General features: G+C 39.3%; 15 protein-coding genes. 8 read left to right on the top strand and 7 right to left on the bottom strand.

The features are described from left to right. Positions 1-11: 11 nt before the first annotated feature. Positions 12-827: a cobyrinic acid a,c-diamide synthase gene (locus VB836_RS10225; protein ID WP_323219266.1), complete on the bottom strand. Its 816-nt coding sequence runs from the start codon at positions 825-827 to the stop codon at positions 12-14. Positions 828-1262: 435 nt separating this feature from the next. On the opposite strand from VB836_RS10225, the gene VB836_RS10220 reads away from it, so the two are divergent. Then, complete coding sequence (locus tag VB836_RS10220; RefSeq protein WP_323219264.1) at positions 1263-2633, top strand: cobyrinate a,c-diamide synthase; 1371 nt, start codon at positions 1263-1265, stop codon at positions 2631-2633. A gap of 126 nt (positions 2634-2759) precedes the next feature. Here VB836_RS10220 and VB836_RS10215 read toward each other — a convergent pair whose 3' ends face one another. Next, positions 2760-4241, bottom strand: a complete 1482-nt coding sequence (locus VB836_RS10215; protein WP_323219263.1) for a carotenoid oxygenase family protein — start codon at positions 4239-4241, stop codon at positions 2760-2762. 282 nt (positions 4242-4523) lie between these two features. Continuing rightward, the gene (locus tag VB836_RS10210) at positions 4524-4826 is read right to left on the bottom strand and encodes a YkvA family protein (protein ID WP_323219261.1); all 303 of its coding nucleotides are present in this window, start codon (positions 4824-4826) and stop codon (positions 4524-4526) included. A 198-nt stretch (positions 4827-5024) separates the two neighbouring features. On the opposite strand from VB836_RS10210, the gene VB836_RS10205 reads away from it, so the two are divergent. Both VB836_RS10205 and VB836_RS10200 read left to right on the top strand, forming a co-directional pair. Continuing rightward, a complete protein-coding gene (locus tag VB836_RS10205) occupies positions 5025-5408 on the top strand; it encodes a nucleotidyltransferase family protein (protein ID WP_082172528.1) in 384 nt (127 codons plus the stop codon). Then, entirely contained in the window at positions 5365-5880 is a 516-nt protein-coding gene (locus VB836_RS10200; RefSeq protein WP_323219260.1) for a ribonuclease toxin HepT-like protein, read from the top strand. The genes VB836_RS10205 and VB836_RS10200 overlap by 44 nt, the downstream gene beginning before the upstream one ends. A 17-nt stretch (positions 5881-5897) precedes the next feature. On the opposite strand, the gene VB836_RS10195 is transcribed toward VB836_RS10200, so the two are convergent. Then, positions 5898-8891, bottom strand: a complete 2994-nt coding sequence (locus VB836_RS10195) for an O-linked N-acetylglucosamine transferase family protein (RefSeq protein WP_323219259.1) — start codon at positions 8889-8891, stop codon at positions 5898-5900. A 161-nt stretch (positions 8892-9052) separates the two neighbouring features. Between VB836_RS10195 and VB836_RS10190 the strand changes: the two genes are divergently transcribed. The 5 genes from VB836_RS10190 to VB836_RS10170 all read left to right on the top strand — a co-directional run bounded on the left by VB836_RS10190 (position 9053) and on the right by VB836_RS10170 (position 13558). Continuing rightward, complete coding sequence (locus VB836_RS10190) at positions 9053-9445, top strand: tetratricopeptide repeat protein (RefSeq protein ID WP_046282449.1); 393 nt, start codon at positions 9053-9055, stop codon at positions 9443-9445. 68 nt (positions 9446-9513) lie between these two features. Continuing rightward, positions 9514-11817, top strand: a complete 2304-nt coding sequence (locus VB836_RS10185; protein ID WP_323219258.1) for a methyltransferase domain-containing protein — start codon at positions 9514-9516, stop codon at positions 11815-11817. A gap of 156 nt (positions 11818-11973) precedes the next feature. Then, a complete protein-coding gene (locus VB836_RS10180) occupies positions 11974-12594 on the top strand; it encodes a Uma2 family endonuclease (protein WP_323219257.1) in 621 nt (206 codons plus the stop codon). Positions 12595-12753: 159 nt separating this feature from the next. Next, a complete protein-coding gene (locus VB836_RS10175; protein WP_323219256.1) occupies positions 12754-13026 on the top strand; it encodes a hypothetical protein in 273 nt (90 codons plus the stop codon). Between the two features lie 145 nt (positions 13027-13171). Further along, positions 13172-13558 (top strand): endonuclease domain-containing protein, encoded by a 387-nt coding sequence (locus tag VB836_RS10170; RefSeq protein ID WP_323219255.1) that lies wholly within the window; start codon positions 13172-13174, stop codon positions 13556-13558. A 149-nt stretch (positions 13559-13707) separates the two neighbouring features. Here the strand turns inward: VB836_RS10170 and VB836_RS10165 are convergent, their stop codons facing one another. The 3 genes from VB836_RS10165 to VB836_RS10155 all read right to left on the bottom strand — a co-directional run bounded on the left by VB836_RS10165 (position 13708) and on the right by VB836_RS10155 (position 18530). Beyond that, the gene (locus tag VB836_RS10165; protein WP_323219254.1) at positions 13708-15939 is read right to left on the bottom strand and encodes an O-linked N-acetylglucosamine transferase, SPINDLY family protein; all 2232 of its coding nucleotides are present in this window, start codon (positions 15937-15939) and stop codon (positions 13708-13710) included. Between the two features lie 628 nt (positions 15940-16567). Continuing rightward, positions 16568-17098, bottom strand: coding sequence for a type IV pilin-like G/H family protein (locus VB836_RS10160; protein ID WP_323219253.1), 531 nt, complete (start codon positions 17096-17098; stop codon positions 16568-16570). 106 nt (positions 17099-17204) lie between these two features. Beyond that, the gene (locus VB836_RS10155) at positions 17205-18530 is read right to left on the bottom strand and encodes a class I SAM-dependent methyltransferase (protein ID WP_323219252.1); all 1326 of its coding nucleotides are present in this window, start codon (positions 18528-18530) and stop codon (positions 17205-17207) included. Positions 18531-18897 lie beyond the last annotated feature (367 nt).

Genomic DNA, 18897 nt, shown 5'->3' with positions numbered 1-18897 from the left:
GTTGATCTATTTTATCCTATCATAGATTCACATTCCCAAGGAAAGATACTTTCTGATTCCTCCGAAGGATTGAATACATAGTCATAGTCAAATTCTACAGAGCGAATATGACGGGTCACTGAAAAGCCACAGTTAATCACTTGATCCGTGGTAAAGGTCACAAGAATTAGTTCGATGAGTTTGCGGGAAGAAATTTCGGGTTTCTTGACGAAATAATCTCGGCGAGCGAAAAATATTCGTTCATCTTTGGGAACGACGATTCCATTCAGTTTGTGTGTATTTTGAATGGGTTTGATATAGTTTCTGATGAAATCATCTGGGTTTCTTTGCAGTCGAGATAAGCGTTCATGCTGAAGCCAACTCATATTGAACATCAATTTTAATAACTCAAACCCTAAAACATAATAAAACACTTTATCTTTATCTTCGGGGTTTAAAGCCAATCTCAAGGCAGATTCCAGATATTCATAGGGCTGACAACGAGCATCTTGAGCGGAGTGGACATAAAACTGTTTGATGTAGTTTCTCAAAAGAGATTCATTCAAATTCGTGTCGAGTTTAAACCAGCTTAAATACCGCTTGATTCGTTGCAGCGTATCAACATCTTCTAAGAGTTTAGAGACTAAACCATCAGCCGTATATTCATCTAAAAACTCGGCTTGCTTCTCCGGGGAGGAACCGCACAAAATATAACACAAGGACAAAACATAACGTCGTTCGTTCCAGGGTAAACTCTGCGCCCATTCCTGAACCTCGGGCGGCAACCGATCAAACAAAGCATTTTTGTTTAGGGGTTCGAGGAAATTTTTTCTCTTCTGCTTTAACATGGCTCTTTATTGAACCTTTCTGTGGTTTTTTCTGGGGTCAAAATTAGAAATAGTTGCAAAACTCAATTGTTGAATAGCTTGTTAAACAGCTTTGACTCACTCTTGTTGTGATTTATATCACAAATATTTGTGCTTTTGATCGCTTCAATCTCTGCCCTAACACCCCGCCCAATTTCCGGCTCTTGTCATTACCTTTAACAGTTGTTGATCTCCTCTAAATTTTATTTAGATCGGGTGATCTTCAATCCTATTCATCTGTTTTGCAATTGATCAATTTATTTTTGCATTCTAACACGATTGTCTCAAAAATTACTGCCAAAAGTCAAGGCTATTTTCTCCATATTTCTACCGGACTTTAGTTGTAAAATTTATACCCAACTTAAGCTGGTAAACTTAGATACATGGACTTTCAGTATTTTCAAGGAGAAATTGCAAATGAGCGTGATTATTGCTGCTGATCGAAGTGGATCGGGTAAAACAACCATTACCCTCGCTCTTCTGGCCTATCTTCAACAAAAACAATTTAATATCCAATCTTTGAAAGTTGGCCCTGATTATATTGATCCGATGTTTCATCAATTTGTCACTCAAAAACCCTGTTATAATCTCGATCCCATTCTCACATCAGAAGCTTATATTAAACAGTGTTTTACTACTCATACTCAAAACGCTGATTATGCTCTGATCGAAGGGGTTATGGGGTTATTTGACGGCGTTTCACCCCCCAATAGTCACACCCCTACAGCTTCTACCGCTCATATTGCTCAAATCCTCAATTTACCTATTTTATTCGTCATAGATTGTAGTCGATTATCCGGTTCAGTCGCCGCAATTGTTCATGGTTTTACTACCCTCAATCCTCAATTAAAATTTGCAGGTTTAATCCTAAATAAAGTCGCCAGCGATCGCCATCTTGAACTGTTAAAAGAAGCTCTAGAACCGTTCCAAATTCCCATTTTTGGGGTAGTACGACGACAAGATAAAATTCACCTCCCAGAGCGGCATTTAGGCTTAGTTCCTACTGATGAACTACCTCAACTCAACATTTTAGTTGACAAACTCGCAAATTTAGCCGCCAACTGTTTTGACTGGGAAAAACTCCTTCCCTTATTAAAAACGACGACAACAGTAGATGTTCAATCAAATGCTACAAAACCTAGTTTTTATGATCCCGTTAAAATTGCTGTGGCGCGCGATCAAGCCTTCAGTTTCTACTATCAAGATAACTTAGATATTTTACAAAAACTCGGAGCGGAATTAATTTTTTGGAGTCCTTTAAACGATACTAAACTTCCTGACAATATTCAAGGATTTTATTTTGGGGGTGGCTTTCCCGAACTCTTTGCTGAACAGTTATCCGCAAATTTATCAGTTAGAAAAGCTGTTCAAAATCTGATCTCCATAGGAATACCGACCTATGCAGAATGTGGAGGTTTAATGTACTTATGCGAAGACATTATTGATTTTGAGAACAAATCCTGGCCAATGGTTGGTAGTCTTCCGACAAAAGCCTTCATGGGAAAACAGCTTAAATTAGGATATTATCAAGCAACAACTTTGCAAGAAAGTCCTTTATTACCCAAAGATACAACTATTTTCGGACATCAGTTTCATCGTTCAGAACTCACGATAGAGTCCAAGAATCCTGTTTATCAAATGAAGCGTTATGGTAAAAATAAAGGCAATGAAACAATAACCGAGGGATGGTCATTGGTTAATCTTCATGCGTCTTATTTACACTTACATTGGGGAAATTATCCCGAAATTCCAACCCGATTTTTACAGCAATGTTCTATTTTCCAATAAACCTGCTGTAGATTACATTTTCAAAACCCTGTTGATTAGAGAAACCGGGTTTTTATTCTCCCCAGTTATACCTCATAGAACAATGAATTTGCAACAATTCAGGAAGCGTAACAATATATGTTGCCATTATATTGCTGTTGAAATCCAATTCCCATGAAAACCACTGGGAACCCGAACCGGAAGATGAATTTCAGCCAGAGGTTCACCTGCAAAATTAGCCGGATCAAGAATTACTAAACTACTGGTTGCTGTTGTTTCATCAAAGACAAATGTGACTACATATCCCTGATCTTCAGCTTCTTGTCCTTGTTTGGGAATAAAACTCGCTTCACCACAATACCGTCCGGGTTTGAAGCGATGAACATGAGTAACTTTCCGTTCTAAATCATATTGAATGAGTTCAGAAAAATAGTTAGGAATTTTCTTTTGGGCGATTAATTCGATATCAATATGAGGCGTATATCCAAACCGATAGGGTTGTCCAGTTTTCCGAAAATCAAACGTCGGAAAATCAACCACTCGATCATCTAAAGGTTCATGTTTGGCTGTTTTATTTTGAGGATTAATTGTTAATCGTTGTAGATGAGATTTGATCTCTTTTCCAGAAGTTACAGCAGTGGGTTCTAATTTTATCTGATTATGATAGGCAAAATCAACAACAACTTCTCCCTGTTGTTCATAAGCATTCATAAAATGCCACATCCACAGGGGTTCTGTTTCAATCCAAATCGGTTTTTGATCAACATTTTTCCGATGAATTAAGCCGATTTTTGTTCCATATTCAGGCTTCCATTCAAACGGAAATTGCCCCCCGAGGGCTTGAAATACATTAAAAACCAGAGGACAATGAAAGAAAATGATGTAATTTTCAGTAATCGCCGTATCATGTATGAGTGCCGGAGATGCCATTTCAATGGGAGTTTTACGGATAATTTTTCCCTGTTTATCAGCGACATAATACACTAAATAAGGAGCCGCCAACAGAGAATAACGATAAAAATGTAACTCTCCTGTTTTCGGATCAACCTTGGGATGTGCAGTCATTGCCTCTTCAAGTTCTCCACCAAAATCCCACTCTCCCAATGTTTCTAAATCACTAGACATTTTATAAGGGAGTCCGACTTCATACAAGGCTAATAAATGATCTCCATAGGGGACAATATTGGTATTGGCAAAGTTAACAAGGGGCATATTTTGTCGTTCTTTTCCCTCAATATCTTGCTGTAAACTTTTAGTCATAATCCAGCGATTTCGATAACTGGCTTTTCCATCTTTGAGATAAACCGCATGAATCATTCCATCGCCTTCTAAGGGATATTGATAAGCAACTGGTTTTAAGTATGGATTAGGGCCGTTTCGCATATACATTCCGTTCAAATCTGCGGGAATTTCCCCGGTTATTTTTAAGTTTTCAACATCGACTTCTTGAAAAACCGGAGCGTTAATCCCTTGTAAAAAAATGTTATCACTTAACCAGTCTTGGGCTGAAATTAATTTTCGACTGGGAGCAGATAAAGCAAACAGAGAATGACCCCCAACAGTCGAAAGAAAAGAGGCGAATGCGGCGGCTTTTAAAAAATCTCGTCGGGAAAAGTTCGACCGTTTCATCTTAAAAAAATAATATCTCTACAGGTGGCTAAAATTTTAAACCCAGAATCTAGAGATCGTGAAAATTATTTATTCTATTTTAACAAAAATATAAATTAAACTTTAATCTGTTCTTCAAGATACAAATATACCTCAAAAACCCGGTTTCTCAAAGAAACCGGGTTTTTATACAAAATTCAGTTACAAATTCAACAATAATACAAAACTTTAAACTGAAAAGGGGATGTAAATTCTCTCGAACAGTCAACTTGCTGCGGAAGCACCCATCCCCTGAACGATTACCTAACTTGCGGTGACATCGACAACCGTTTTTTCAGCATCAACAACCTGAGCTTCAGCAACTTCAGTAGATGCTTTATTCGGACTACTCTTGAGACGTTCTAGCAACAACTGAGAAATTTCTGTCACAAACAAAGTCGCAACAATTCCATCATCAATCCATCCTATAATGGGAATGAAATCAGGAGCAATATCAATCGGACTCAACAAATAAAGTAAGGTGCCGAGAATCAATACCCAACGGTATTTAGTGTTACGCAGCGTGTGACTATACCAATTATAGAAGGATTGAACTAGGTTTTTCATTGGGCTACCTCGTTGACATTTCGTATATTTATATAATTACAGTTCGTCTGTTTCCCTGGAAGTGTAGATTTTCCCCCCACAATATTCGGGAAGTTACACCCGGTTTCTTTTCGGAATGAAGCCCAAAGCAGTTGTAGTGCGACAGTCGCTTACTGCGGTAATATAATAGATGTTATAGGGAAATGGGGGTCGAGTGTTTTGAGCGATCGCATTCAATATTGGAGAAAACGTCAAGCCCAGCAAAAAGCCCAAAATCAGCGAATGGTACTGCAAGCGCGTTCACAGTTAGTTGAGATTGTTAATGTTCTAGTCGAGAAGTTTAACGTTACAAAGGTGATTGTCTTTGGGTCATTAGTTAAAGATAAATTTACGGCTGAGTCTGATATTGATATTGCAGTCGAAGGGATTAGAAAGCAGGATTTTTTTACCGCATTATCAGCAGTCAATCGTCTAACAGATCGATGGGTAGACTTAAAACCAATAGAAGATTTAGAACCTCATTTTCGCCAACGAGTTTTGGAGACAGGAGAATGTATTTATGAGGCAGATTTCAGCAAGTCAAGTTCGGGAACTGACCACTGATATTGAAGTAGAGTTAGAACGCTTAGGACGTTTAGAAAGTGGGATTAATCAAGTTCAGCAAGAGATGAGGCGGACTCCAGAACTTGCTACTATTTTTTATGAAAGTGTTGCTTTAAAACTGCACAATTTATATACGGGTTGTGAACGTATTTTTCAACTGATAGCATCTGAGTTAAATGGTATCCTTCCCTCTAGTTATGATTGGTATAAACGACTCTTAAATCGAATGGGAGTTGAACGAGAAGGACTTCCTAAAGTCCTAAGTCAAGATACAATTAGCCGCTTACAAGATTATCTCGGCTTTCGGCATATTGTTCGCAATCTTTATGGTTTTGAGTTAGATCCGGTTCGACTAGAACAACTTATTGAACAGTATCCTCCTGTCTGGCATCAATTTCAAGACGAAGTTCGACAATTTTTGAGTGAATTACATCAGTTAGCCGAACAGTTAGAAGCAGATGATGAGTTTTAAATTTACCCTAAATTTAATTAAAAGTCCCGAAAAACTTGTTGATAAAACTCCTCTAGTCCTTTAACGCAAGTTTCATTATCAAATAAGTGATCTTGACGTTGACTCATTCGTTGAGAAATATCTTTTCGCCAAGCAGAATCTAAACCTAATTTAACCGCAATGTCAATATATTCGGCTTCATTTTGAGCAATAGTATCCGTCACACCTAACATTTTTAAGAAACTATCTGCATGACGACCTCGCATAAATTCACCCGGACAAGTTACAATGGGTAAATTACAGGCGATCGCTTCTAAAGAGGTATTTCCCCCCGACCAAGTAAACGTATCTAAAAACACGTCTGAAAGTAGATTTAACATCAAATAATCTGAACGTTCAGGAATACTAAGATGAATGCAATAATTATCGTGATTTAAACCGACAGCAGCAAAAGCACGTTCGAGGCGAGGGATTAAAATTGTTCCTCTTAAAAAGAGAAACTTCGCATTAGGAACTCCCTGGGAAATTTCTGGTAAAATATAATCGTATTGCGGTAAATATTTAAACGGCGCTTGACAGCAAAAATAGAGAATAGAGTCTTCTGGGATATTAAAATCTGAACGGCTTTTTGTTAAATTTGGAATATCTTTCGGTTTGGGATAAGCAACCCCAATATTCGGTAAACGAACCAGAGTTTCTGAATAATGTTCCTGTGCGTTTTCCGGTTCCATTAACTGACTCGATAAAAAGTAATCAATGGTTGGGAGTCCCGTTGTTACTGGGTGTCCCCAAGCGGTACATTGAATAGGGGCTAAACGTAAAGCCGCCATTTGCATTGTCGGTGCATCCATACCAATTTCAGGATAGACTAAAATATGCAGTTTATCGTTCAGAATTTGTTGACAAACGGCTGGTAAGTTTCCGGGTATTTGATGAAAAACATCACTATATTGCCGGAATTTTTGAGTAATCGGATCGGGAGTATTACTGGTATAATAACAGTAAACCTCAAAATTATCGTGATTACAAAATCTCAACCATCCCGTTAACCAAAGGGTGCCACTATAGGAATGTAGATAATGAGAAATATATCCGACTCTAATTTTTTGTTCAACCTTTTGCATCGTTAACGGTTTTACCCAGTTGGGATAGTTAGCCGCCATAATATGATGAACTAATTTACCATAATTTTTTTGAGATTCAACGACGTTATGGGCTTGATAGGCTAAATAAAAATTCGTCCATCGACTTAAACCCCAGAATGCACTTTCTCTTTCTTCTGGAGTCTCTAAACGAGTAGTGTTAATTAAAGTTTGGAGTTCTTGTTCAAATCGTTTTCTGTAATAATTGATTGATTCAGAGTTATGATAGATAATCGGAACAATCAGATGTTTCATCAGTTTAAATGTATAGTCATCAGGAAGATGGTTAAAAGCAGTTTCCGCTTGATAAATTGCCGCTTCTGTTTCTGCTTGGCGGAGTAACTGTAAAATCAAAGAAAAGTGCAATTGTCCTGATGTCGGATGAATTTGTGTTCCGGTTTGTAGAACTTTTATTGCGTCTAGAGGTTGATGAATTTGATTAAAACAATCACTCAGGGTTGCATAGAGTTCAACTTCTCCGGGTTGAAGGTTTAGATAGTTTTGAAAGAATTGAATTGCTTCGTTGTATTTTCCCTGTTGATAATACTGTTGAGCAAAGCTATAATAAATAGGTGCGGGGTTGTCTTTTGCTGATTCAGCAATATTAAGGTTTTGTTGAACTTCTATTGCATCGGGATTCAGGTTTAAAGCGGTTTGATAAATGGCGATCGCATCTTCAAAACGAGTTTGTTCAAACAGAATGTTTCCTAAATTTAGATAGCTTCCCCAATGGTTCGGGTTGATTGCAATTGCGTTTCGATAAATAGCTTCAGCATCAGTCAGTGAACCTTGCTGTTTAATTAGATTTCCTAAGTTTTGATAGGCGTAGACTAAACTATTATCAAGTTCAATAGCGGTTTGATAAGCGGTAATGGCTTCTGAATATTTCTCTAGCTTTTCTAAACCCAATCCCAGATGATAATGTCTAACTGCAATTGATTTATCTATTTCTAAAGATTTGAGAATGGCTTCGACCGATTTTGAATACTGTTCTCTTTCATAATAGAGGATACTGAGTTGATGCCAAGCTTCTGCATGATTGGGTTGCCATTGGAGGAATTGTTTATACTGTTTTTCGGCGATTTCATATTGTTTTTGGGCGTGAGATTGAACCGCTTGATCATAAATTTGGCTGAGATTGACTTCGGGCTGAAACTGTTGTATATTTTGAATGGCATGAAGAACGATTTGAGATTGTTGATCTTGAAAAGTGGAAACTGAATAGTTAAAGGTTTGTTCAGCATTCCAGCTTAAAAGTTGGATTTCTGATCCTAAAATTTGATTGAGGTTAATTGAGTCACAACCGTCTAATAAAATTTGGCATTGGGGATAAGCCGCCATAAAATCCCAAATCGCTTGTTGTACTGTGTCTATATCCGCAGAATCAACTAAAATCAGGGCTTGAGGGGTTAAAAAAGGCTGAACCAAAAGTAAACTCATCAAAACTGAGCGATAATCCGATAAACCTTGATAATAGTAAACTCCGATTTGAGTATCGGTTTCAACTTCTCGCAATTCCAATAAAAAAGACTCAAAATCCTGATTACAAAAAATAATCTGTTCTTCTAAATTAAAAGACTGTACATTTTCTAGGAGTTGTTCTAAAATAGTATTATCGGAAATTTCACTAACAGCATAAGCCATTGTTTCAGGATGACCGAACAATGCAGCAATCAGTGAAAAACCGTCCTGAGTTCCAATTTCGCAATACATTTCCGAGGCTTCTAAACAGTCCACCGCAACGTTAAGTAACTGCATGAGATTAACCGACATTTCTGGGTTTTTTTGTTCGAGTACCTGTTGAAATGGGTTTGATTTGGGCTGAACCGTCTCACGTTCCCAGTTGTCATAGAAGTTGGGGAGCTGCTGAATAAAGTTTTGAACGTCCATTTTCGCGGTAGGATAAGTAAAAGGCGATCGCACATCATCTATAATAGTTCAGGCGGTGGGTTGAGTTCGAGGCGCGATTTGTCGGACAGCGCGATCGCTTTTGATCAAAAGTTGGGTAGTTTAAGGGAGTAGGCTGTTGTAGCAACCCCAGTGAGGCAGATATGACCAGTGCAGAACGAGAATATATGGAGTCCCGTCAACGCCGCCTTCAACGCAAACAAAAGTTAATCGCATTCATTGGAGTGATTGGGTTTGGCGGTTCAACTTTATTTACCCTGGTTCCAATGTTTAAGGATGCTTTGCAGCGACAAAATCAACCGGAAACAACAGAAGTTGATTCTGCTGAAGTGCAGTTAAAAGCACAAGAAAAAGGCTATGAAAGTGTATTGCAGAGAGAACCTGAGAACTTAACGGCTTTAGAAGGTTTGATGAATGTTCGGCTACAATTAAATGATCCGAAAGGCGCGATTGAACCGTTAGAAAAGTTGGTTCAGTTGAGTCCAGAGAGAGAAGATTATAAAGCGTTATTAGTTCAATTAAACTCAGTAGAGTAACAGATCAAAATAACAGTGTAGAAATTTTAAAATACATTTTTAAAAGTTCAATTCTAATTAGAATTAAAATGGCAATCAATACAGTTTTTGATCAGACCCCTATCTGTAAAATATGCAACTCTGAATCTTACTTATTTGATACTGCATTAGTTTTAAATAAGCATACAGTAAACTATTTTCAATGCTCAAATTGCGGCTTTATTCAAACTGAACAACCTTACTGGCTCGATGAAGCTTACTTAACTCCAATTGCCAATAGTGATGTTGGATTGATTTCCAGAAATCTCAGTTTTTCTAGATTAACAGAAAAGCTGATTTTAAGCTATTTTGATCTAAAAGATAAATTTTTAGATTATGGCTGCGGTTACGGCTTACTGGTTCGCATGATGAGAGATTTCGGGTTAAATTTTTATGGTTATGATAAATATTGCCAGAATTTATTTGCTCAAGGATTTGTCGCTGAATTACAGGAAAGCTACGAGTTAGCAACTGCTTTTGAGGTGTTTGAACATCTAGTAAATCCCCTAAATGAGATTGAACAAATTCTAAAACTTTCTAAAAATATTTTATTCAGCACTCAGTTACTCCCTCCAGAAAATCCTAAACCTAACGAATGGTGGTATTATGCTTTACATGAGGGTCAACATATCTCGATTTATACTCCTCAATCTCTATCCATTATCGCTGAAAAATTCCACCTCAATTTTTATACAAATGGAAGTTCTGTACATCTTTTAACAGAAAAACAATTACCATCTAATGTATTTGAGATTCTGTATAGTTTACCCCTCCCACAAAATAAACCCCTCTCTTTGATAGAGAAAGACTTCCAACAAGCAATATCAAGTGTCAATTCCAGTCAAACACCTCAAACACCTAGAGTAGAAGAAACTCATCCGCCTCAGAATCACTCAAAAATAGTGATTGATGGTGTGTTTTTCCAAATGTATAAAACTGGAATTGCACGGGTTTGGCGTTCCTTGTTAGAAGAATGGGCTAAAAATGGATTTTCTCAAAATATTGTTGTACTTGATCGAGTTGGAACTGTACCAAAAATTCCCGGGATTTTTTATCGCACTCTCCCTGCTTATGACTACAATCAAACGGAAGCAGATCGAGAAATGTTGCAACAAGTTTGTGATGAAGAAGGAGCTGATTTATTCATCTCAACTTATTACACAACCCCCATTTCAACGCCATCCGTTTTCATGGCTTATGACATGATTCCTGAAGTGTTGGGTGCAGATTTCAATGAACCCATGTGGCGGGAAAAACATCATGCAATTCGTCACGCCTCCGCCTATGTTTCGATTTCAGAAAATACGGCTTCTGATTTAGTGAAGTGTTTTTCGGGAATTTCCCCCGAACAAGTAACAGTTGCTCAATGTGGGGTTTCTCCAGTCTTTTCACTCAACAGTCAAGCCAATATTAATCAATTTAAAATGAAGTATGGCATTACTAAACCTTACTTTATTTTAGTCGGTGCCGGAAGTAATTATAAAAATGCAGGTTTATTTTTCCAAGCTTTTGCTCAACTTTACAGCAAACAAGGGTTTGAAATTGTCTGTACAGGCGGAAGTAGTCTCTGGCTGAGTGCTGAATATCGACAGTTTACATCCGGTTGCGTGGTTCATCCTCTCCAACTCAGCGATGAGGAACTCAGTATCGCATATTCGGGTGCAACTGCATTAGTTTATCCTTCATTATATGAAGGTTTTGGGATGCCTGTTGCTGAAGCGATGGCTTGTGGTTGTCCGGTGATTACTTGCTATAATTCCTCAATTCCTGAAGTGGCTGGAGAAGCAGCAATTTATGTGAATGAGACGGATGTGAATGCAATGGCGAATGCGCTTTGTCAGGTGCAGAAACCAGAAGTTCGCCGTCAACTCATCGAAACGGGACTGCAACAAGTTCAAAAATTCACTTGGTCGAAAATGGCTGATAAAGTGAGTTCAGCTTTGATCAATGCAACATTGCAGCATTTGAAATTAGGAGAACACAACTTTATCATTTTCCCAGATTGGTCACAATCGGAAGAATTGCTCAGTGTAGAATTAGGAGAGGTTATTAAAGCTGTTCTGACTCATCCCAAAAGTGAGCAGATTACCTTACTCATTGATAATAGCAATATTTCAGGGGAAGAAGCGGATTTAGCTCTTTCTAGTGTTATTATGAATCTGATGATGCAGGAAGAATTAGAAGTCTCTGATGAACCGAATATTTCACTGATTGGACAATTGAGTAATGCTCAATGGTCAGCTTTGATGCCTCATTTACAGGGTCGAATTATCCTAGAACATGAGAATCAAGAAGCCATTCAAAAAACTAATACAGAGAATCTTCCAACTTTTGAATTAGACAGTTTAAGATAAAGACAGAAGGGTGCAAGGCTTGCACCCCTACAGTTCATAAATAATTATAGCATCAGTCATGTAAGTTACGATGGAAAATCCTGATAGTATCTTTAACTCTCTGCAACTTCAATCAAAAAATATCTCCGATTAAAACTGCTTTTTTATTGAAAAGCCATGACATTAACCACGACTAACAAGCTAACCTTTCTCGAATTTTTAGAACAGTATCCCGATGGTTTCGGACAGTATGAACTGGTAAACGGAGAACTCCTAAAAGGGGAACCCACTCGCGCTCATAAAAATGTGGCTCGGTTTCTAGTTCGTTGCTTTTATCGGGAAAGCGATCGCCTAAATTTAGACTATATTGTTGATAAAGATATCATCATTAAAACCATAACTCAAGAAGGAGAAGAACGGGGAAGAAATCCTGATGTTGGTGTAGTGAAAGCGGAAGTTTGGAATAGCAACGTGCGAACCTATGGCGCATTAACAGAACCCATTCAACTTGCTGTAGAAGTAGTTTCAACTAATTGGGAAGATGATTATATCGATAAACGAGATGAATATCAACGCTTGGGAATTCCTGAATATTGGATTGTTGATTATTTGGCGATTGGTTCTCGCACCCTTTTAGGAAATCCTAAACAGCCGAAAATTTTTGTTTATCAGTTAGTTGAGGGTGAATATCAAGTCCAGTCTTTTACCGGAAGCGATCGCATTATTTCTGCTACTTTTCCCGAGTTAGAATTAACCTGTGAGCAAGTGTTTGCATCGAGTCAAATTCGGGAGTTATAGTATTAAGTAATTTCCCTAAATCCCGTGACCTCTCCCCCAGCCCCTCTCCTGCAAGGAGAGGGGAGTAATTAATCTGATATGTCATTGGTGAGCCTAGAGAAGAAGTCGTGCATTGTTATTTGATATCCTTTAAGATAAAAATATTATCGGAGACTTGTCATGCAAAGTATTCAGTTAAAAACTCACATCGGCTCAGATGGAATCTTACAAGTGCAAATGCCAACAGAGATCAGAGATACAGATATAGAGGTCACAATAGTTTACCAGTCATTATCTCAAAATTCATCCCAACCCCGCTATAACGTTTGGGGAAAGCTTGTCACTCGACAATCGATTCAAGACACCATTGCAGGAATGCAGCAACTCCGACAAGAAATATCTATCGATCAGCAATCAATTCGAGAGATGATCGAAGAAGGGAGACGATTTTGATTCAATGATAAATGTTCGGTTAGCTGATATGACAACACAATTTAGCCCCCCTTTATCCCCCCAACTTTGGGGGGAAATTTCAGAATCTTTCAGGTATCCTGATTATTTGGGATTGCAGGGTCAGGGAATTTAGAGGGCAACACTAATGTCAAAAGATTCTCCTAGAATTCGTGGAACTAATCCGCAAACTGAGCAGGCTGCTCGTTATTTGCGGCAAAATCTAACTCCTGCTGAAGCGCAATTATGGAGCGCCTTGCGTAGTCGTCAACTGGCAGGACTCAAGTTTCGCCGTCAGCATCCTGTAGGACAGTTTATTGTTGACTTTTATTGTCCATCCTGCAAATTAGTCATTGAGGTTGATGGAGAAATTCATACTCAGCAGACAGCCTATGACGAAGCTCGAACACAGCATCTTCAATCTTTTGGTTATCGAGTGTTGAGGTTTACCAACGAAGAAGTTCTCAGCGATCTGCAAACTGTTCTCACCCGCATTCTCCAAATAGCAGAAGCAGATTTCCCCCCGCCCCCCTAAATCTCTCTTGCCCTCACCCCTAGCCCCTCTCCCAAACATGAGAGAGGGGAGCAGGAATATAGCAGAATAGGAATTTGACAAAAATAGGAAACTTCAAATATCTTATTCCCCCCAGAATTGGGGGGCGAGGGGGGCTAAATTCAACAACATCAACCCCGAGAATCTAAATAAATTTGCCACATTTGTTGATAAGCTTTTTCCATCTCACGGGTGAACTGTTTCCCATTCCACAACGGAGCAGTTTGTTTAGATTTCCGCAACTTCCACGCCACTTGCTGTCTCAATACTTCATCGGTACCTAGACGAATTCCCCACTCAACATATTCCTCATCCGTCCAAGCAATCCCCTCATTAATACCCGCATTCACCATCATTGTATAACTGTTTCGACTGGCAAACTGTTGACCCACACGAGTTACCATTGGAACTTCCATCCACAACGTTTCTAACGTCGTAGTCGCGCCATTGTAGGGGAACGTATCAAGTACCACATCTGCGATCGCTAAATTGGCTCGATGAATTATCGAACTGGGTACTCCCGATAAAAAGATTAAGCGATCTGGGTTAATTCCCTCATCTTTTGCGAGTTGAATAAAGAACTCTTTGACTATATCTTGCTTCATTATACCCTTAATCAAAAAGTAGCTATTCGGGACTTGTTTAAGAATCTCCATCTGCATTTTTGCGGTTTGTGGGTGATATTTAAAACCCCTCTGAGAACTTAGATAAATCACCGCATCACCGGGAATATTTAGCTCATCCCGTCGCAGCGTTGGCAGCCCAACTTCAAAACCATCGACAGCAATATAGGTTTGGGGGAGCCGCCAAATTGTCTCGCTGTAATAGTCCTGAGCATTTTCTGGCAATACATAAGGATCGGCAATATAGTAGTCAATATTTGGCACTTCTGAAGCATCCCAACCCAACCAAGTCACCTGAACAGGTGCGGTTTTGAGTGCCATAATCTCACAAGTTACATCGAGAGTAATACTATCGAGATCGATAAGTATATCAATTTCATCGTCGGAGATTAGATCCGCAATTTCCCCACAACCCGCAGGAAATTCATGGGCTTTATCGACTTGATTCACATACCAATCTTGTAAACCATCTTCTCGACCTTTTGCATTAATTAAATAAGCATAAACTTGAAACTTTTCTCGGTTATGATGGTGAAATAGCCATCGTGCCAACCATCCCACCGAATGATTTCGCAGACAATAAGAAATATAACCAACCCGCAACGGTTTATCGGTATTTCTGATCGGTTGACGGGACGCAAGTTTTTGTTTGTATTGGGAAACTTTATCTTCAGCATAAGTTTCTACATTCTTTTGACAAATTTGAGCGACTTGTTGCCGTAATTTATTATTAACCTGCGGCTCATCTCGTAAATAGGGCGGAAAAAATAGAGTTGAAAATAGGCGCATCGTCACTTCTTGAGTGAGATCGCCTGGGTCTAACTCTATGAAAGAATTGACTAAAGTTTCATGACGTTCCAGAATAGAACTTACTTCGACTACAGATCCGCCTCCAGCAGACATCAATCCCCGCAAAATTAAGTGATTTGCATAAACTTTATCCGCTAAATCTTCAAGAGCCGCATAACAATACTTTGCAAGTTCTATCCCTTTGTCAAGGTTTCCTGCTCTTTGATAAAGAGTTGTTATCAGAAACAAAACCGTTGTATTTTCCGGTTCCAACTGGAAAGCAAATTCAGCATATTCAACCGCCAACTTTGCCTGATGATGAGTCATCGAAATTATAGTCGCAGTTGTGTTTAATACATCGATCAACTCGCTTTGACCGGAAACATAAGGCAAACAAGCTTTGGTGAATTCTAAGGATTGAGGATCTAAAGGGGCATAATTTAGAACGGTTTGTAAAACCAGCAGTAACAGTTGAGAATCAACCTCAACCGATGACTCAGACTGAAGCAACTCAAATACATCAAAGGAACTGAATTCCTCTCCAGTGTAGGTTTTGAGAAAAATACTCAGTGCAATTAAATTTAATATATTATTGATATCAGTGGGATTAATTTCTCGGATATGTTGCCGAATTGCCCAAGCCACAGCCCAATCTTCTAAATATTCTCGTCGTTGAGCTTCCCTTTTCAAAACCTGGATTAATTCTATTGTCCACTGTTCAACTTCCTCCGGTTCCCCCTCTGCCATTGCAAATAGCCAAGTTGTTTGTGCTTCGGCTTCCTCTCCCTGCAACAGCAGCATCAGCCCAAAATTCCAGTAATGGGATTTTACATCCGGTTCCGTTTCTATTGCGCTTTCGTAGAGACGGCTTGCTTGCAGATAATCGCCATTGAGTAGACATTTCTCGGCTTGTTGTTGCCAATTGATTGTTTCTGAGTCAGAAGAAGACATTCTCATATTATGTTCGCATTATTCGTGATCATACCGTAGGTTGGGTTAAGCTCTGGCGCAACCCAACACTCCAACAACAACCAAAAACATTGTTGGAATTAGTAGGTTCGGTTAAGCGATAGCGCAACCCAAAAACAACCCAACAACAACCAAAAACATTGTTGGAATTAGTCGGTTCGGTTAAGCCCTAGCGCAACCCAACAACAACCCAATAACAACCGAAAACACTGTTAGAATTAGCAGGTTCGGTTAAGCCTTAGCGCAACCCAACAACAACCCAATAACCTAACAACAACCGAAAACATTCTTAGAATTAGTCGGTTCGGTTAAGCGATAGCGCAACCCAACAACAACCCAACAACAACCAAAAACATTGTTGGAATTAGTCGGTTCGGTTAAGCGCTAGCGCAACCCAACAACAACCCAACAACAACCAAAAACATTGTTAGAATTAGTAGGTTGGGTTAAGCGCTAGCGCAACCTAAGAACACAACAACAACCGAAAATATTGTTGGGTTTCGTTCCTCAACCCAACCTACTGACAAAAAATAAGGGGGTAGCGACCGCCACCCACCTACATTACCAGAAAATTGTCTCCAATCACGAAAGGAAGGTTTTCACGATAAATCTAGACATCTGTCATACCATCAGGACAAGTGGGATCACCATCTTTGGGATAAGCGTCAACTACTGCAATCGCACCCGGTTTTTCACCTGGCTTGGTTGTTTGGCAGAGCAGACTTCTTGATGTTGTTTCTGAGTCACTAATGTCTATTAAATAGACGGCTCCCAGATAGGAGCGAATAGCATCTCCCGTAGAGGTTGCTGTACAGTTAATTCCCCCTTTCCCTGGCTCGGCGCATACATAAGAGAAATTCTCTGTTTCAGTCTTGATACCCACACCAAGAGTTGAAATGTCGGTAGTGAATTTACTGTTTTCGGTGTAATATGCTTGCTGACCTTTGTTAATTGCACTCAGGTATTGTTTTGCTTCAGACTCTTTTGCTTTATTAGCTTGATTCAAGAAAGAAGGTAACGCGATCGCAGACAAAATCCCGATAATGATGATAACAACCAACAATTCAATTAGGGTGAAACCCTCTTCTTTGTTTCTCTTAGCAACGTGTTGTAAGAATTTTGCTTTAAATTCGGTCTTCATAGTAGTTTCTCCTTGGGGTTAGGATCATGGATATCTTGTTTTCGTATCCCTAACTTACCCAGTCATTTTCCGTTTCATATCACCCCTCAGAAATTTTTTTTGTTTTTTAGGCGGATCGCTCCAAAAGCACATACAGAAAGGGATCTAGGTCGCTCAATAGTTCTTTCACTTGGTCAAAAGCCGTTTGCTGACTCACGAGTTCCAGGGTGATGGGGTCAACGGTTCGGATTTTTTGCCATCGTTCCACTAAACTGAGAAAGGGTTGGGGTTCATCCCAGAGGGGAAGCAAACAAGCCACCACATCACTTTCTTGGTGAAGCGCAACCATCGTCGGGAGTCGAACGTATTTACTCACCTCAAAAGGTCGCCGAGTTTGGACACATTGAATTAAATCTTCTTTTGCTTTAGAATGTCTTAGTTGTGGGTGTAGATGAACGGTGACAGTGTTCCAGTCGCGATCGCTCCATTCTGATACAGGTTCGACCGGATGAGCCGCGCCCGGATAACCACACCAAAAGTCTAATAAACGGTGAACTGGGTTCAGTAGTTCAAACAAATGAAGTTGGTCTTCTGTGGAAAGTTCGGGGAAACTCATCGCCAGAAAAGCGGGTAAATTATCCGGTTCTTTGAACAACCCTGTGACATCCCAATACCGCCAATTTACCATACTGATAAATTCGAGTTCAGCCTCTCTCAACGCCGCAAACAGTTCAGGAATAGTTGAGCCTTTATCCCCCATTAATAATACATTTGCCAGCATTGATTCTTCACTGTCTTTCATTCTCTGGCTCCAAGTTTGCATCTTAATCAACACTTGATCATGCAGAGCTTCCATCGTTTCTCGAACGACTTCTATTTCCATCTCTCCCGGACTTTCATCCATCAAACCCATGAACTTAAACAGTTCTTGCGCTCGAAAATAAACCGCTCTCTGAAAGGAACTATGAAGATTCGTTCTAATAATTCCTTCTGGCTTTAATACTGCTTTCATTGCCTTTAATCCTTCCACAATATCCGGCAATAAATACAGCACTTCATCCGCGTTAATATAATCAAACTCTAACCCCAGTTCGGGTAAATTTTCTATCGGAATTGCATGAAATTCGCAGTTGGTAAAGCCGTAATGTTCTAATCTTTTCTGAGCTAAATCAACGGATTTTGCAGATAAATCAATCCCCACTATTTTCGCGCCTGGGTTGGCTTCTGCCAGAACCAATGATTTATAACCACTCCCACAACCCGCATCTAAGATAACTTTGCCTTCGGTATTAATAACTTTTTGATTTCTCAAATAATAGGAAGTGACTAAATTATGAATATAGAGAATTTCATAGGATTCTTTAGGAGAAGTTTCTAAGGGAATTCTCGGATAGGGTGCCGACTCAAACTGTTGACGAATCTTTTCGACTAATTCAGGATTTTTTTGTTCCATTGTTCATAAACTCCAAATGATTTAAACCTTAAAAACTATAAATATTATCCAATCTTGTATCTGTTCTGTTTAGCGATACGCCAGACCGCACGTTACGCGATCGCCAAACTTTTATGATACCATTTTTCTATAAAATACGACCTCTGTTGACCTCTGGCTCTTCGACCTCTCCCCCAACCCCTCTCTATCCCCCCTTGATCCCCCCTTAGAAAGGGCAGGGCTGTTTCATTCTAAAATTTGGCGATCGCCAAATCTTAAAAGCCTTTCTCTGTAAAGAAAAGGAGGATTATTTCAACAGTTTTGATATTTTCTGTTTAAATAGAGCCTAAAACTTGCCCCCCATCAAAGGTTTAGCGATCGCCAAATT

The sequence above is a fragment of the Limnoraphis robusta BA-68 BA1 genome (assembly GCF_034932365.1).
GTDB classification, from domain to species: Bacteria; Cyanobacteriota; Cyanobacteriia; order Cyanobacteriales; family Microcoleaceae; genus Capilliphycus; species Capilliphycus robustus.
Note: the sequence above shows the minus strand (reverse complement) of the source record. Positions and strands in the feature narration are given on the sequence as shown.

Excerpts from the sequence above, each read along its gene's own strand:
- VB836_RS10225 (WP_323219266.1), bottom strand. The coding sequence starts at position 827 with ATGTTAAAGCAGAAGAGAAAAAATTTCCTCGAACCCCTAAACAAAAAT.
- VB836_RS10220 (WP_323219264.1), top strand. The coding sequence starts at position 1,263 with ATGAGCGTGATTATTGCTGCTGATCGAAGTGGATCGGGTAAAACAACC.
- VB836_RS10215 (WP_323219263.1), bottom strand. The coding sequence starts at position 4,241 with ATGAAACGGTCGAACTTTTCCCGACGAGATTTTTTAAAAGCCGCCGCA.
- VB836_RS10210 (WP_323219261.1), bottom strand. The coding sequence starts at position 4,826 with ATGAAAAACCTAGTTCAATCCTTCTATAATTGGTATAGTCACACGCTG.
- VB836_RS10200 (WP_323219260.1), top strand. The coding sequence starts at position 5,365 with ATGAGGCAGATTTCAGCAAGTCAAGTTCGGGAACTGACCACTGATATT.
- VB836_RS10195 (WP_323219259.1), bottom strand. The coding sequence starts at position 8,891 with ATGGACGTTCAAAACTTTATTCAGCAGCTCCCCAACTTCTATGACAAC.
- VB836_RS10190 (WP_046282449.1), top strand. The coding sequence starts at position 9,053 with ATGACCAGTGCAGAACGAGAATATATGGAGTCCCGTCAACGCCGCCTT.
- VB836_RS10185 (WP_323219258.1), top strand. The coding sequence starts at position 9,514 with ATGGCAATCAATACAGTTTTTGATCAGACCCCTATCTGTAAAATATGC.
- VB836_RS10180 (WP_323219257.1), top strand. The coding sequence starts at position 11,974 with ATGACATTAACCACGACTAACAAGCTAACCTTTCTCGAATTTTTAGAA.
- VB836_RS10175 (WP_323219256.1), top strand. The coding sequence starts at position 12,754 with ATGCAAAGTATTCAGTTAAAAACTCACATCGGCTCAGATGGAATCTTA.
- VB836_RS10170 (WP_323219255.1), top strand. The coding sequence starts at position 13,172 with ATGTCAAAAGATTCTCCTAGAATTCGTGGAACTAATCCGCAAACTGAG.
- VB836_RS10165 (WP_323219254.1), bottom strand. The coding sequence starts at position 15,939 with ATGTCTTCTTCTGACTCAGAAACAATCAATTGGCAACAACAAGCCGAG.
- VB836_RS10160 (WP_323219253.1), bottom strand. The coding sequence starts at position 17,098 with ATGAAGACCGAATTTAAAGCAAAATTCTTACAACACGTTGCTAAGAGA.
- VB836_RS10155 (WP_323219252.1), bottom strand. The coding sequence starts at position 18,530 with ATGGAACAAAAAAATCCTGAATTAGTCGAAAAGATTCGTCAACAGTTT.